This window comes from Streptomyces tailanensis, from assembly GCF_008386495.1.
Lineage (GTDB): Bacteria > Actinomycetota > Actinomycetes > Streptomycetales > Streptomycetaceae > Streptomyces > Streptomyces tailanensis.
The window spans coordinates 1-14,804 of record NZ_VTHJ01000012.1 but is presented as its reverse complement, the minus strand read 5'-3'; the positions used below and the strand labels follow the sequence as shown (position 1 = coordinate 14,804).

General features: G+C 71.4%; 14 protein-coding genes and 1 pseudogene. 3 read left to right on the top strand and 12 right to left on the bottom strand.

Features of this window, described 5'->3' with window-relative positions:
* The 5 genes from F3T56_RS47705 to F3T56_RS12045 form a co-directional block, all read right to left on the bottom strand.
* Positions 1-845: acyclic terpene utilization AtuA family protein (locus F3T56_RS47705; protein ID WP_246203593.1), on the bottom strand; the 845-nt coding region annotated here is incomplete at its 3' end.
* Positions 846-901: 56 nt separating this feature from the next.
* A complete protein-coding gene (locus tag F3T56_RS12060) occupies positions 902-1,699 on the bottom strand; it encodes a TIGR03084 family metal-binding protein (protein ID WP_149824944.1) in 798 nt (265 codons plus the stop codon).
* A gap of 90 nt (positions 1,700-1,789) precedes the next feature.
* The gene (locus tag F3T56_RS12055; protein WP_149824942.1) at positions 1,790-1,981 is read right to left on the bottom strand and encodes a hypothetical protein; all 192 of its coding nucleotides are present in this window, start codon (positions 1,979-1,981) and stop codon (positions 1,790-1,792) included.
* 458 nt (positions 1,982-2,439) lie between these two features.
* Positions 2,440-3,420 carry a hypothetical protein gene (locus F3T56_RS12050; protein ID WP_149824940.1) on the bottom strand — a complete coding sequence of 327 codons (981 nt, stop codon included), beginning with the start codon at positions 3,418-3,420 and terminating at the stop codon, positions 2,440-2,442.
* Between the two features lie 314 nt (positions 3,421-3,734).
* Positions 3,735-4,190, bottom strand: coding sequence for a hypothetical protein (locus F3T56_RS12045; protein WP_149824939.1), 456 nt, complete (start codon positions 4,188-4,190; stop codon positions 3,735-3,737).
* Positions 4,191-4,805: 615 nt separating this feature from the next.
* Here F3T56_RS12045 and F3T56_RS12040 point away from each other — a divergent pair.
* On the top strand, positions 4,806-5,735 hold the full coding sequence (locus F3T56_RS12040) for an EamA family transporter (protein WP_149824937.1): 930 nt from the start codon (positions 4,806-4,808) through the stop codon (positions 5,733-5,735).
* Positions 5,736-5,834: 99 nt separating this feature from the next.
* Here the strand turns inward: F3T56_RS12040 and F3T56_RS12035 are convergent.
* Together F3T56_RS12035 and F3T56_RS12030 are read right to left on the bottom strand one after the other, a co-directional pair.
* A pseudogene (locus F3T56_RS12035) lies at positions 5,835-6,065 on the bottom strand (UTRA domain-containing protein); the annotation flags it as partial.
* A 393-nt stretch (positions 6,066-6,458) separates the two neighbouring features.
* Positions 6,459-7,730 carry a CynX/NimT family MFS transporter gene (locus F3T56_RS12030; protein ID WP_149825163.1) on the bottom strand — a complete coding sequence of 424 codons (1,272 nt, stop codon included), beginning with the start codon at positions 7,728-7,730 and terminating at the stop codon, positions 6,459-6,461.
* A 224-nt stretch (positions 7,731-7,954) separates the two neighbouring features.
* Here F3T56_RS12030 and F3T56_RS12025 point away from each other — a divergent pair, with 224 nt between their 5' ends.
* Positions 7,955-8,632, top strand: coding sequence for a FadR/GntR family transcriptional regulator (locus F3T56_RS12025; RefSeq protein WP_149824935.1), 678 nt, complete (start codon positions 7,955-7,957; stop codon positions 8,630-8,632).
* A gap of 117 nt (positions 8,633-8,749) precedes the next feature.
* Here the strand turns inward: F3T56_RS12025 and F3T56_RS12020 are convergent, their stop codons facing one another.
* From F3T56_RS12020 to F3T56_RS12010, 3 genes are all read right to left on the bottom strand, one after another.
* Positions 8,750-9,349: a hypothetical protein gene (locus tag F3T56_RS12020; protein ID WP_149824933.1), complete on the bottom strand. Its 600-nt coding sequence runs from the start codon at positions 9,347-9,349 to the stop codon at positions 8,750-8,752.
* Between the two features lie 111 nt (positions 9,350-9,460).
* The gene (locus F3T56_RS12015) at positions 9,461-10,207 is read right to left on the bottom strand and encodes an SDR family NAD(P)-dependent oxidoreductase (protein ID WP_149824932.1); all 747 of its coding nucleotides are present in this window, start codon (positions 10,205-10,207) and stop codon (positions 9,461-9,463) included.
* A gap of 45 nt (positions 10,208-10,252) precedes the next feature.
* Entirely contained in the window at positions 10,253-11,410 is a 1,158-nt protein-coding gene (locus F3T56_RS12010) for a pentapeptide repeat-containing protein (protein ID WP_149824930.1), read from the bottom strand.
* Positions 11,411-11,481: 71 nt separating this feature from the next.
* On the opposite strand from F3T56_RS12010, the gene F3T56_RS12005 reads away from it, so the two are divergent.
* Positions 11,482-11,847 (top strand): DUF952 domain-containing protein, encoded by a 366-nt coding sequence (locus F3T56_RS12005; RefSeq protein WP_149824928.1) that lies wholly within the window; start codon positions 11,482-11,484, stop codon positions 11,845-11,847.
* Positions 11,848-11,878: 31 nt separating this feature from the next.
* Here F3T56_RS12005 and F3T56_RS12000 read toward each other — a convergent pair whose 3' ends face one another.
* Both F3T56_RS12000 and F3T56_RS11995 read right to left on the bottom strand, forming a co-directional pair.
* Positions 11,879-12,106, bottom strand: coding sequence for a hypothetical protein (locus F3T56_RS12000; RefSeq protein WP_149824926.1), 228 nt, complete (start codon positions 12,104-12,106; stop codon positions 11,879-11,881).
* 286 nt (positions 12,107-12,392) lie between these two features.
* Entirely contained in the window at positions 12,393-14,696 is a 2,304-nt protein-coding gene (locus F3T56_RS11995; RefSeq protein WP_425473564.1) for an FAD-binding and (Fe-S)-binding domain-containing protein, read from the bottom strand.
* Positions 14,697-14,804: the final 108 nt, after the last annotated feature.

Here is a 14,804-nt window from a genome sequence, read left to right as displayed (position 1 = left end):
CCCCCCCCCCCCCCCCCCCCCCCCCCCCCCCCCCCCCCCCCCCCCCCCCCCCCCCCCCCCCCCTCGCCGCGGACGCCGGTGATCCGTACGCGGTCGGGGCCGTCCTGGGTGAGTTCGGCCGTGTCGAGGCGGGCGGTGACGTCGGGGCCGGCGTACCGGGGGCCGGACGTCTCGTACAGCAGTTGCGCCGTCACCGTGCCTAGGTCGACGAAGCCGCCGGTACCAGGGTGTTTGGTGATCACGCAGCTGCCGTCCGCGTGGAGTTCGACGAGGGGGAAACCGGGGCGGCGGATGTCACCCTCTTCGAAGAACGCGTAGTTGCCGCCGGTGGCCTGTGTCCCGCACTCCAGGACGTGCCCGGCGACGACCGCGCCCGCGAGGCGGTCGTACTCCCCCGGACCCCAGCCGAAGTGGGCGGCGGCGGGCCCGGTGACGAGGGCCGCGTCCGTCACCCGGCCGGTGACCACGAGGTCCGCGCCCTCGCGCAGGCAGGCGGCGATGCCGAAGCCGCCGAGGTAGGCGTGGGCGGCGAGGCTGCCGGGGTACTGGGCGGTGAGGTCGTCGCCCTCGACGTGGGCGACGCGGACGGGGATGCCGAGGCGGTCGGCCAACTGCCGTACAGCGTCGGCGAGTCCGGCGGGGTTGAGGCCGCCGGCGTTGGTGACGACGCGGACGCCTCGGTCGTGGGCGAGGCCCAGGCACTCCTCCAGTTGGCGGAGGAAGGTGCGGGCGTACCCGGCGGTGGGGTCCTTCAGTCGGTCGCGGCCGAGGATGAGCATGGTCAGCTCGGCGAGGTAGTCGCCGGTGAGGACGTCCAGTTCGCCGCCGGTGAGCATCTCGCGCATGGCGTCGAAGCGGTCGCCGTAGAAGCCGGAGGCGTTGCCTATGCGGAGGGGTGGCGTCACGTGGACTCCTTGCCGGGGGCGCGGCCCTTGCCCGGTGGTCCCGCGAAGGCCTGGGCGATGTCCAGCCAGCGGTCGGCGTCCGGGCCGTCGGCGCGGAGGGTGAGGTCGGCGCGGTGGGCGCGTTGGGTGACCAGGAGGCAGAAGTCGAGGGCGGGACCGGTGACGCGGTCGGTCGCGTCCTCGGGGCCGTACTCCCACAACTCTCCGGTGGGGCTGGCGAGTTCCACGCGGAACTCCTCGAACGGCGGGGTCAGTCCGTGCACGCCGAAGGCGAAGTCGCGGGTGCGGACGCCGAGTCGGGTGATGTGCCGGAGCCGGTCGCTGGGGGCGATCCGTGGGACCCCCAGCGCGTCGGCGACGTCCAGGCCGTGGGCCCAGGTCTCCATGAGGCGGGCGGTCGCCATGGAGGCGGTGGACATGGGCGGCCCGTACCAGGGGAACCGCGCCCCGTCGGGTGCGGCACGCAGGGCGTCCTCCAGGGCCTCGCGCCCGGCCCGCCAGTCCCCGATCAGCTGCTCGGGCGGCTTCCCGGCGCCCTCCTCCGCACCGTTGTCCACGAAGTCCCCGGGCGAGGTCAACGCCGTCTCGACCTCACGGGCGAAGGCACGCTGATCGGTCACGGCCAGCAGCGCGGCACGGTCGGTCCAGACGAGGTGGGCGATCTGGTGGGCGACGGTCCAGCCGGGGGCGGGGGTCGCGAGCGCCCACTGCTCCGGGCTCAACTCGGCCACGAGCAGGTCGAGTTCCTTGCTCTCCGCGCGGAGAGCGTCGATCACGGGGGTGGGGTCGGCCATGGGTGGGAGCATGGCAGCGGGAGAAGAAACAAGCAAGCGTGCTTGCATTGTTTTTGCGGCAGCCTCGCGGGGACCCCGGCCGGGGCTGGATCAGGTCGGGGGGCGGCCCATGTCCGTGAGGAATTGCCGCAGGTCGTCGAAGAGGAGCGCGTGGCCCACCGACGCCATCGACTGGTACGTCCGCGTCAGTCCGTCGAGGTGCTCGGGGCGGAGGGGCAGGTGCCGCAGCCTGGACAGGGAGCCATGGTTTCCCGACCGAAAGGAGCGGAGGTGCATCTCCACGGCCTCCTCCGGCCTCCCGGTCTTCTTCCAGCAACCGCGCCAACGGGTAACAGAAGAGCCCGCCGATGGCATCAGGATCCTCGACCGCGCGACGGAGACTGGCCTCGCCCTCCTCGCGCCTGCCCTCCTCCAGTTGCAGAAAGCCGAGTTTCCCTGCGGCGAAGTGGGACCCGGCATTGACCGCACGCTGGTATATCGGTTCCGCCTCGGCAAGACGCCCCTGCCGCTTGAGCAGGTCACCGTAGTTGCTCATCGCGACGACTTCCCCCGCGTCCGCCGCGCCTTTCAGGAAACGCTCGGCCTCCTCCGGGTCGTCGCCGATGGGGCTGCTGCGATAACTGCCCAGGAGACTCATGGCCACGGGGTGGCCTGCCTCGGCGAGCGGTCGCCATGTGGCCTCGGCGAGGTCGTACTGGCCCTCGTGCTCGGCGTGAGAGCCGATGATCAGGCGCTCCTCGTCATCGGCCGCGTGCGCCAGGCTCGCCTCCCACACCTGCTGCGACACGAACGCGTCGGCGTGGTCGACGAGGTAGTCGAAGGGCATGTATGCCGTGCCGGAGGCGGGCGAGAGGAGGCTGGTGGCGCCGTGGCGGACGCGGGTGGCCCAGGCGAGGGCGTCGGCGAGGGGTGAGGAGGGCGGGGCCGGCGGCGAGGTACTCGGCGATGCCGTGGACGCCGTGGTGGGCGACCGCGTCCTCGATCCGCTCGTCCGCGCTGTTCTCGGCGCGGCGCACTTCGGCGGCACTCCAGACGCGTTCGACCTCGACGGGGTGTGCCATGCGCAGGATGCGGCTCGCGGTGTCCGTACGGTCCTCGTGGTCACGGGCGAGGAAGGTCTCGTACTGCCGTACGCGCATGGTGGCGACGACCGGGACACGCAGCCGGGCGAGTTCGGCGAGGAGGGCGGGGCTCAGCCCGTCGGGTGCCAGATAGCGTTCCAGGTCGTCCAGCCAGACGAGGCAACGCACTCCGGCGCGTGCGACGACGCCGGTGACCGCGAGAAGGTCGCGCACGCCGCCCGGGTCCAGCACCCGGTGGCCGGGCAGCACGTCCCGGACGGCCGTGTGCGCGGCACGCGTCTTCCCGGCGGTCGAGTCGCCCACGAGCAGCACAAGCCCGCCTGCCTCGGCGGCTTCGCCCAGGCGGTGGCGCAGGTCCGCATCGATGTCGCGGGGGATGTACGGGGGTACGGCGTCGCCGTCGGCGTCAGGGCGTGAGCGGTGGGCTCCCGCCGAGAGGGCGTCCCAGTCGGCTGCGAGGGGCCAGTTGCGGGGGTCCTGGAGGTGGGTGGGTACGGGGGTGCCGGGAACGGCGGTCGTGGTGGTGATCGTGACGGGGCCGGTGAAGTCGCGGGCTTGGAGAACCGGTGCGTGCTGGGTGCCGCCGCTGATCTCGTTGCGGGATGCGGCGCCGTGCCCGCCGCCGTCCTGTGCCTTCACCGGTGTCCGCCCCTCGCGCGTCCTGTGCCTCGGCCGCCTTCGGGGTTCAACCCTAGGAGATGGGGGCGCCGTTGGGCCGGGATCGGGGTCCGTTCACCAGCGGGCGAAGCCTGCGGGGGTCTCGGTGTTCTCGTCGTACGTCCCAGGCGGGAACGGCGGGACCTCCGCGGCCCGCGAACCGCCGTGCGGGGCCGCGGCAGCACGGTGTCGGCATGCAGGGCCAGGGGCAGGGCAGCAGCATGGGCGCGCGGCGTCCGACAACCACAGCGTCCTGGACAGAACTGCCTACAACCAGCTACCGAACGCCTGCTGGGTCACCGCTCGGACGAGCTCCTCTTCCAGCGGGCGCAGGCCCGAGCCCGACTGGCGTCGCGAGCTGCCGTAGGGGGTGCCCTTGCCGCGCCACACGGGCGGCCGCCCGGAGCGGCCACCAGGCAGGTGAAGCGCAGATCCCCGGCTATCCACAGCATGCCGCGGCCGTCGGTCATCCGGAACCACACCTCGTCCGGCACGTCCGAGTTCAGCTCCCGCGCGACGCTGCCGTCGGGGGCGAGCAGCAGCAGCACCCGCCCGCCGCCCGGGACCCGCTCCAGCTGGCACGGCCACGCCTGGAGCGGATGGGCACGGGCGACTTCCAGCAGTGGCCCCATCTGGGAGAGCATGGCCAGCCCTCCCGCGAGGAAGAACAGCCCGAGCGTGCCCCCACCGGCGCACACGACGAGAACCCACGTGAGGCCGCCGTACCCGTCGGTGGCCTGCCACACGGCCACCGCGCCGGCGGCAACCGCCCACAGCGACGACCCGGTCAGCAGGGCCCGGCGGTACGTTTTCCGGTGAACCCCGAGTTCCCTGGCTATCTCTGGATGGGCCCCGCCGGGTGCGGGGAAACCTGGTAGCCGTACCCCTCCGCAAGCATCGTCCCCCCCCGTTCGCCGAACCCTGCCCCATGCACCTGGAACACGCGTTCCTCACCGTACGACGGACAGGCGGGGGATGACATGAGCCACTCACGAACTCTGAACAACTGGGCGCCGTCAGTGGCGGCGGGCGCGGGGCTCGGGAACCCGCGGCCAAAGCGCCGCCGGACCCCTGCCGGACGCCCCCCACCGACTCGCGCGACCGGCACGTCAACGGGATCGCGGATTTGCTGATCCGCTGCGGCCGGTTTCGACGATGTGGCCCGGTCGAGGACGAGGATGCCGTCGGCGTCGGTGGCGAGGACAGGCGGGAGGAGTTGAGGTCGACGCGGGTGTCGTAGCCACAACCGATGTCAGCCGCAAAAGAGGTTTACAGTCCTGACATAGTCCACTACCGTGAACCATGAAGCCCACTAGACTGAACTAATGTCCCCTCAGTTCTCTCATCGCTCCTCCTGGACGGCCCCCGTGACACTCCCCAGCGCTGACCGGTCCGCCCCGGCCCCCGCCCCCGCCACCCCCGCCGCCCCGGCGGCTGCCGCGCGCCGGGGCCCCCTCGGGCCGGTGGGCCTCGTGCTGGCCGGGGGGATATCGGTGCAGTTCGGCGGGGCGTTGGCGGTGAACCTGATGTCTCGGGCCGGGGCGCTCGGCGTGGTGTCGCTGCGGCTGGCGGTGGCCGCGCTGGTGCTGCTCGTGGTGTGCCGGCCCCGGCTGCGCGGGCACTCGCGCACCGACTGGGGGACGGTCGTCGTCTTCGGCGTCACCCTGGCCGCGATGAACGGCCTCTTCTACCAGTCCATCGCCCGTATCCCCCTCGGCCCCGCCGTCACCCTGGAGGTACTCGGCCCACTGGCCCTGTCCGTCCTCGCCTCCCGCCGCGCGGTGAACCTGGTGTGGGCCGGGCTCGCACTCTGCGGCGTCTTCCTCCTCGGCGGCGGTGGCTTCGGCGGCCTGGACCCGCTCGGCGTGGCCTTCGCTCTCTCCGCCGGGGCGATGTGGGCCGCGTACATCGTCTTCAGCGCGCGTACGGGCCGCCGGTTCCCGCAGGCCGACGGGCTGGCTCTGGCCATGGCGGTCGCGGCGGTGCTGTTCCTGCCGCTGGGCGTGATCGAGTCCGGGACGCGGCTCCTCGACCCGACGACGATCGCCCTGGGCGCCGCCGTCGCCGTACTCTCCTCCGTCCTCCCCTACACCCTCGAACTCCTCGCCCTGCGCCGCCTCCCGGCCTCCACCTTCGCCATCCTCATGAGCCTGGAGCCCGCCATCGCCGCGACAGCAGGCTTCCTGATCCTGAACCAGACCCTGTCCCCGACGGAGTCCCTCGCGATCGCCCTGGTGATCGCGGCGAGCATGGGGGCGGTACGGACCCAGGTGGGGCGGGGGAAGGCGAACCAGTAACCCGTGCCCGAGCGGCTTGGGCTCTGGACGAGCAGGACACGGACATGGGCCGGCTCTTCAGTGCTTCGCCGGGTCAGACCGAGTCGCACGCCTCCCTGATCATTCAGGTGTGAACTCGTACTGAAGCTCGTAGAGATGGCCTGCCTTCACCATGACCGTCGCCTCGATGGGGCGTTCGTCTTCGCTGTAGACCACGCGGAATGTGCGCAGCACCGGCAGGCTGCTGGGGAGCCTCAGCGCCTGGTACTGGTCCTGGGTGGGGATGCGGGCGGAGACGCGGTCCTCGCTGCGGCGAGGCGGGTGGCCCAGGTCCGCGAGGAGGGTGGGGGTTGAGAACTGTTCAGCGAGGAGTGCGTATGAGGTCGAATTAGCTCGATCGTGTGATGGTCGGCTTCTGGGCTTGCGGTGTACTGGGCCGTCCGGGTTAGCGTGATCCCGCGATCTGGGACGCCGGGCACGGCGTCAGTGTGCGGGGCCCCTGCTCCACCGGAGTGATGGTTCAGGGCCTCCCCGTCGCCTCTGGCTGTGCCCAATTGGCCAGGCCGCGCAGGGAACTGGCCTCCCGGGCCCGGACCACGCACGCGATGCGTGTCGCAGCTCCCGTAGGCGCTCGGCATTTGGCGGTTCCGTCTCACCTGACGCGGCGGTACGCCCCGTTTCGCGGCGTGTTGCCGAGACTGAACTGCCAATCGCTGTTCGTCGCGCCAGTTTGCGAAGGCGGGCTCAGCCGATCTGGCGATTGCGCCCCGCGAGCAGGCCCGCCTCGATCTGGACCAGAGTGAGCAGCAGGACGAAGGTCAGCGGCAGCCGCCAGCCGTCGGAGCGGTCGTAGAGGACGCCCACGAGGACGGGGCCGGGAATGGACAGCAGATAGCCGAAGCTCTGCACGAAGCCGGAGAGCCGTACGACGGTGGCGGCGTCCCGGCCCCGCATGCTGATCATGGTCAGGGCGAGTGGGAAGGAACAGTTCGCCACGCCCAGCAGGAACGCCCAGAGCCAGGGCACGGCGGAGGCGTCGGCCCACAGCCCCGCGAACCCGGCCAGGCCGCAGACGCCGATCGCCGCCGCGATCCCGCTCTGATGGCGCAGCTTCCCGGCGACGGCCGACAGCGCGAAGGACAGCGGTACGCCGAGCAATGAGGTGACGGAGAACAGCAGCCCGGCCGTCCCGGCGGAGAGCCCGGCGTCCCGGAAGATCTGGGGCAGCCAGCCGATGATGATGTAGGCCGCGCTCGCCTGGAGCCCGAAGTAGGCGGTGAGCGCCCAGGCGGTGGCGTCGCGCGAGAGCCGGATCGGGGGACGGTCCGGCCGCCGGTCGGCGGGGTCCCGCCGGTCGGCGGGGTCATCCATCCGGCCCGCTTCCGTCGCGGCCCGCGGGGGGCGGTGGCGGGCGAGGGCGAGCCAGGGCGGTACGGCCAGCGCAGCCAGGACCGCCCAGGCGCCCAGGCCGTAGCGCCAGTCGCCGCCGAACGCCTCGGTCAGGGGGACGGTGACGGCGGCGGCGGACGAGGCACCGACGTTGAGCGCCATGGAGTACAGGCCGGTCATCGCGCCCACCTGGTCGGGGAAGCGCTGTTTGACGACGGCCGGGAGCAGCACGTTGGCGATGGCGATACCGGCGAGCGACAGAGCGGTCAGCACGACGAACAACACGGCGTCGGCGGCAAACGGCCGCAGCGCGAGGCCCGCCGTCAGCACCGCACCGGCGGCCGCGATGGCACCGGCCGCACCGTGCCGCCGGGCCAGGGCCGGGGCCGTCGAGCCGATCACGGCGAAGCACACCGCCGGGATGGAGGTCAGGAGTCCGGCCACCGTCCCGCTCATGGCCAGGCTGTCCCGCACCTCTTCCAGGACCGGCCCGAGGCTGGTGACCCCCGGCCGCAGGTTCAGGGCCGCGAGTACGAGCGCCGCCACCGCCAGCCGACGCACCCCCCGGGAGCTGAGGAGAGAAGCTTCCTGGCCGGTGCGCGAGGCGCGGTTCTTGAGCTCATCCATCGGCACGGTCCTATCGTAGACTCATCCCATGACTGGATGTCTAGTGGTTCGTCGTAGAGTCATAGGATGAGTTTTGGCCGAAACGAGTCGAGTCGCCCCGACTCAGAAAGCGGCGGCCCGTACTCAAAGGATCTGGCCGGAGGCTCAACAGAGCCACACCCGTCCGAACTCATCCCATGAGCCTCAGCCAGACTCATGGGATGAAGGTTTCCTAGACTTATGGGATGACTTTGGACCCTGTTCGCCGTCAAGCACTTTCCGACCAGGTGATCGCCCGGCTGCGGCGGCAGATCACCTCCGGGGCCTGGCCCGTGGGCTCCCGTATCCCCACGGAGACGGAGCTCGTCGAGCAGCTCGGCGTGGCCCGCAACACGGTGCGCGAGGCGATCCGGGCCCTGGCGCACACCGGCCTGCTGGACATCCGCCACGGCTCCGGCTCCTACGTACGGGCGACCAGCGAGCTGGCCAGCATGATGCGCACCCGCTTCGAACAGGCCCGGACCGAGGACGTCACGGATGTTCGCAGCGCCCTGGAGATCCGGGCGGCCCGCCTGGCCTGCGCCCGCCGCACCCCGGACGACCTGGAACGGCTGGACCTCGCGCTGGAACAGCGGGAGCGTGCCTGGTCGGCCGGGGACCGGGTCGGCTTCGTGAACGCGGACGTGGCCTTCCACCTGGCCGTCGTCGCCGCCTCCCACAACACGGTTTTGGCCGAACTGCACGCCGACCTCGGCGAGGTGATCCGGGACTCGCTCCTCGACCACTTCGGCGACGCCCTGCGCCCCGAGCAGTTCCAGGACCACGCCCGCCTCGTCGAGGCCATCCGCGACCGCGACAGCGACCGCGCGGCCTACGAGTCGGGTTCCTACATGGACTGCGCCCCGGCCCAGAAGTACGAGTAACGGAGGCGAACCCACAGGCAGGGCTGGGCATTTGGCAGTTCCGTCCCACCTGCGTCGGCGACACGCCCTCGTTCACGGCGAGTCGCCGGGACAGAACTGCCAAACGGCGCGCTTGACTTAGCGCACTGCCCCCGCCGGCGCGAAGTGCACCGGGATGTACTGGTCGTACAGCCGCTCGTTCGTCGCCGTGAAGTCGGCGCGGGTGACGATGGCGCAGCGTACGGTTTCGCCGCAGACCTTGCCGTCGGCGATCTCGGGGCGGAGGTTCAGGGTCGTGCGGAAGCGGCCGCCCTCCTCGTAGGGCAGGGTGATGCCCGGCGTGCCGGTGCCGGTGTCGGTTATGCGGCGCGAGGAGCCGTCCTGGGCCTCGCGGCCGCCGAGGCACGGGCCGGGGAGGGTGGTGTACGTCGAGGGGTGGCCGACCTTGACGCCGTCGGGGATCACGCAGAAGGCGAGGAAGATGCCCTGGGCGCTGTTGTATCCGGCACCCTTGACCTTGACGGTGCCGCCGGTGGCGGGCAGGACGACGGGGTTGGCCTTCAGTCGCAGACGGAACTTCTCGCCGTCGGCGGTCACGACCGTCCGCTGGGCCTTGCCGGTCGACGGCGTGGCGGACACCGTTCCCGCCAACGGGAGTACGGCGGCGAGTCCGGCCGCGGTGACAGCGAGAACGCCACGCGACAACGCCTTCTTGGGCCTCTGGGTGGGGGGTTTCATGGGCGGAGGCCGTCCCTTCGGTTGCGTGTTACTTGAGATCTGAAGTTCTTGATCTCATGTCTAAAACACGACTGATCAGTAAGCAACATCGATCGTGTTCTCAGGTCAGGTTCAGGTCAGGTTCAAGCCCCCGTCGAGGACGATTACCTCACCCGTGAGGTAGGTGTTGGCGACGACGGAGCTCACCAGGGCGGCCACGTCGGCCGGTTGGGCGGGGCGGTGCATGGGGGCTCGGTCTCGCCAGAGTTCACGAGCCTGGAGCCAGTCCTTGGTCATCGGGGTGTCCACGAGGCCCGGGGCGATCGCGTTGACGCGGACGTCGGGGCCGAGGGCGGCGGCGAGGAGGCGGGTCACGTGGTTCAGGGCGGCCTTGGTCGCCGCGTACGGGACCGATGAGCCCTTGGGACGTACGCCGGCGTGGCTGGTGATGTTCACGATGCCGCCGCCCGCCGGGGAGCGGCGCAGGGCCGGGAGGGCGGCTGTGCACAGCACCCAGGGGGCGATCAGGTTGACCTCCAGCAACTGGCGCCAGTCCGCCGGGGTCGCCGCGGCCAGGTCGTCGTGCGGGATGGGCCAACTGATACCCGCGTTGTTCACTAGCACGTCCAGACGGCCGCCGTAGCGGGCGAGCGCCGCCTCGACCAGGCCTCTGGCCTCGTCCTCCACCGCCAGATCCGCCCGTACGTACGTTCCACCGAGCTCCGCCGCCAGCGCCTCGCCCGCCTCCGTACTGCGGCGCGAGTGGACCACGACCCGCATCCCGTCCGCCGCCAGTCGTCGGGCCACGGCCTCGCCGATGCCCGACGTGGAACCGGTGACCAGGGCGACAGGGCGATCCACTGTGCGTTGCGTGCTCATGCCGCGGATCTTGCCACGGCGCCTGTGATCCAGAACATCGATGTCTCAGGGCATCGACCGCAGCGGCGGATGCTGGGTCGTGATGCCCGGTGGTTGGAGCAGGGGTGGGGGCTCAGGGCCGGGGTCGGGGGTGTGGAGTACGCCGGTGGTCGTGGGGTCGAAGCCGGCGGGCCAGCGGGTGCGTTCGCTGGTCATGGCTCCGGTGAGGCGGGCCTCGGCGAGGTCGGCGGTGGTGAGGTCGGTGCCGCGCAGGTCGGCGAGGCGGAGGTCGGCCCGGTGGAACACGGCACCGCGGGCGTCGGCCTTGCGGAGGTTGGCTTCGCGTAGGTCGGCCTCGGTGAAGTCGGCGTCGCGCAGGTCCGTTTCGACGAGTTTCGCGCCCCGGAGGTCGGCCAGGGCCAGCCGCGCTCGGCGCAGGATCGCCGTCGTGAGGTCGGCGTGGCGGAGGTTGACGGAGACGAGGGAGGCCTGGGTGAGGTTGGCGTGGTAGAGGCCGGCCGACTCCATGCAGGACCGGTCGAGGTTGACCTCGTGCAGCCACAGGCCGTCGCAGTCGGCGCGGCGGAGGTCGGTGACGCCGAGGTTCACCCAGGACTGTTCCCGGGGGTGTTGCAGTACGACACCCAGGCCGGTCAGGGCGACCTGGGCGTCGGCGACGCGGACCTCCAGCGGGGCCAGGTCGTTGATGTGCGTGTCGGCCGTCGGCGCCTCAGGGTCGGTCGGCGGCCACGGCAGGTGCGTACGCAGATACGCGGCCAGGATCGAGATGATCGCCTCGCGGTCGCGTGCCGAGTGCTCGGCGATCCGCCACAGCGCGTGGAGTCCGCCGATGCGTACGTCCTGGTTGTCGCTGCCGAGTTGGTCGACCGCCCGGCTGAAACGATCGGTGACGTAACCCTCTTGGGTCGCGCGCAGGCCGTCCTGGCTGACCCGCAGTTGGCGCCAGGTGGCGTACGCGCCGAAGAGCAGGACCAGGCCGCCGACGGCCTGGAGCAGCGTCGTACGGACGTCGTTCACCGCTTTCAGTCGATCCTGCGCGGCGACGCTCGCTCCGGCGAGGTCGTGGTCGACAACCATGCCCGGCAGCACGACGAGCACCACACCCAGCACGGCCAGCGCCGCCGCCCCGATCAGCACACCCGCGATCGTCCGGCGCCCACGGCCACCGCGATCCGTCCCCCTGACCGTCCCCCCGAGCTCCATGGGCACGGGAGCGTAGGCGCCACCCTGCTTGTCGATCAAGGTCGACTGCCGTGCTGTTGTATAACCGGGCCATGATCCACCACGTCGTGTCCCTCGCCGCCTGGAACGCCCACCCCGACCAGCCCTACTCCCCCGACTCCCTCCCCGAGGACGGCTTCGTCCACTGCTCCCCCGACGAGCCGGCCACCCTGGCCGTCATCAACGCCTTCTACCGCGACGCGCCGAAGCCGTTGCACGTGCTCGTCATCGACGAGGCCCGACTGGACGCCCGGGTCGAGTTCGAGGCGGCGGCACCCGCCCCGCCTCCGGGAGTCGGCGGGGACGTCCTGTTCCCCCACGTCTTCGGCCCCATCAACCGCGACGCGGTCGTGGACATCCTGGGAATCCAGTGGGACGAACAGGGCCGCGCGACCGGCCTCACCGTCGGCCTCACCTGATGGCGATGCCCAGGCGTATACGGCGACGTCGCTACCGGCAAACGAACGTCTCCCCGGCCGAGTTGGTCACCTCTTCGCCGACGTCGTAGCAGACATCACCCTGTTCGGGGTTGCTGTCGGAGTCGAAGTCGCAGGACGCTCCGATGCCCGCGAGGATGGCGAGGAACACGATGGAGCATCCCAATTGACCGAGACAGCCCCCGATCTTCTCGCCGAGACCGGAACCGCTGCCGTTGTTTCCGGGCACCCCTGAAGCCATGGCTTTCCCCCGTCCGCCATTTGCGTCCATTACGTCTATTGCGTCCATTGCGTCGATTCGCAAGACAGTTCCCATTGAAGGGTGAATCGCGGACGATAGCCACCTATATGTACCGCTTATGTACCGCACGTGCGTGCGGGCGAGTGGTCGCGTTACGGCTGGTACGCCGCTGACCGGCTGTCGGCGGCGGACTTCCGGAGCTCAGCCGCCCAGGCATCCCCAGCAGACAACCGCTGTCCCGTCCGACCAGCCCTGAGGGGCGCTTTCCGGACGTTCTTCGGAGCGATCAAGCCTCCGGCCGCTCCGCCAACCCTTCCGCCAGCACCTCCGCCAAATGCAGCCCCCGCCGCCCCGCCAACTGCTCCAGCTGCGTCCGGCATGAGAAGCCGTCCGCCAGGAGTACCGCGTCGTCGGGCGCCGCCCGTACCGCCGGGAGGAGTTGGTCATCCGCGCAGGCCACGGAGACGTCGTAGTGGCCCTTCTCGAAGCCGAAGTTGCCGGCCAGGCCGCAGCAGCCGCCGCTCAGGTCGCCGGTGAGGCCGGCCGCGGCGCGGAGCCGGCGGTCGGGGGCGTCGCCGAGGACCGCGTGCTGGTGGCAGTGGGTCTGGCCGACGACCGGGCGGTCGAGGACGGGAGGGGTCCAGTTCGGGGCGTACCGGTCGAGGGCCTCGGCGAAGGTGACGACCGAGGCGGCGAGTCGGGCCGCGCGGGGGTCGTCGGGGAGGAGTTCGGGAAGGTCCGTGCGGAGGGTGGCGGCGCAGCTCGGTTCGAGTACGACGATGGGGATGGGCTTCGGGGTGAGGTCGGGCTCCTGGGCGAGCATCCAGGCCGGGATCGGGTCGAGGAACAGTCCGAGCATGTCGAGCGTGCGGCGCAGCACCGCGCGGGCGTGGTCGAGCTGGCCCGTCGAGATGTACGTCAGGCCGCAGCAGACCCGGCCCTGCCGCATGGTGAACAGGGTCCGGGCGAGCTTCCACTGGGTGAGGTCGACCTTCTCGCCCGCCTCCATCCTCTTCAGCCAGGACGGTTTTCTTCTCATCCGGAGCGTCGGCGGCACGATCACGTGCAGCCCGGCGGCCTCCAGCACGCGAAGGGCGGCCTGTCCCACGGACGGCGAGAGATACTCCGTGAAAGTGTCCGTCCACAGGAGCACCATCTCCGGTGACTCGTAACCTTCGTCGTCCTCATCGTCCTCATCGTCCTCGTCGTCCTCCTGCTCCAAGCCCGCCTCAGCCATCGCCTCAGCCAACTCCTCCGGAGTGAGGGGGCGGCCTCCCAGCGGCTCACCCTCGATCACCTCGTCCGCGATCGGCTCCTCCTGCGCCGCCACCTCCTCCTCGACCCGCTCCCTCAACCACCGCAGATACCACCGGCTGAACGGCACCGCCGCCAGCCGCGGCAGCTCCCTCTCCTCCGCGATCCCACCGAGCCGTTTCGTCAACCTCGCCAACGGTCCTATGCCAGTCAGGTAGTTGACGACGCGGGCCGTGCGCGTGCGGGCGACCAGGCGGAGCCACACCGGCAGCCGGCCCATCGCGTAGTGGGCGGCGGGGCGGCGGCGGCCCGCGTAGTGGTGGTGGAGGAACTCCGCCTTGTACGTGGCCATGTCGACGCCGACCGGGCAGTCGGAGCGGCAGCCCTTGCAGGACAGACAGAGGTCGAGGGCGTCCCGTACCTCCGGCGAGCGCCAGCCGTCCGTCACCACCTCGCCCGCCAGCATCTCGTGCAGCAGCCGGGCCCGGCCCCGGGTGGAGTGCTCCTCCTCCCCCGTCGCCCGGAACGAGGGGCACATGACGGCCCCGGATGCCGGACTCACCTCGGCCGTACGGCACTTGGCGACGCCCACGCATCGTCGTACGGCCGCCGAGAAGTCGCCGCCGTCCTCCGGGTACCCGAACACCACCGGCACCGGAGGCCTGCCACGCGGTAGCACCGCGAAGCGGAGGTTGGAGTCGAGCGGGGCGGGGCGGACGAGCATGCCGGGGTTCAGCACATCATCCGGATCCCAGACGCTCTTCACCTGCTCGAACAGCCGGACCATCTCGGTGCCGTACATCGTCGGCAGCAGTTCGGCGCGGGCCTGACCGTCGCCGTGTTCGCCGGAGAGCGAGCCGCCATGCGCGACGACCAGCTCCGCCAGCTCCTCCGAGAAACGGCGGAAGCGGGCGATGCCCGGCCCGGTCAGCAGGTCGAAGTCGATGCGGACGTGGATGCAGCCGTCGCCGAAGTGGCCGTAGGGAGCGCCGCGGAAACCGTGCTCCCGCAACAACCCTCGGAAGTCCCCCAGATACGCGCCCAGTCGGGCGGGCGGCACCGCGCAGTCCTCCCACCCCGGCCACGCCTCGCTGCCGTCGGGCATCCGGGTCGCCGTACCGCTCGCGTCCTCCCGGACCCGCCACAGGGCGCGCTGGGCGGCGGGCTCGGTCACCACCAGCGAGTCCACGAGCGATGCGGCCGCGTCCGCCGCGCGCACGATCGCCTCGGCGTTCGCCCGCGCCTCGGCGGCCGTCTCGCCGCCCGTCTCCACGAAGAGCCAGGCCCCGCCGCGCGGCAGCCCGGCCGTCCCCGGTGGCACCAGGTCGGCCGCCATGCCCTCCACCGTCAGCGGGGCCAGTGGGTGTGGTGAAAGCCCCGTGCGGTGCCCGCGCCCGCCGCGGGTGGGGGTCCCCCCGCTCGAGCGGAGCCGAGAGTGGGGGAG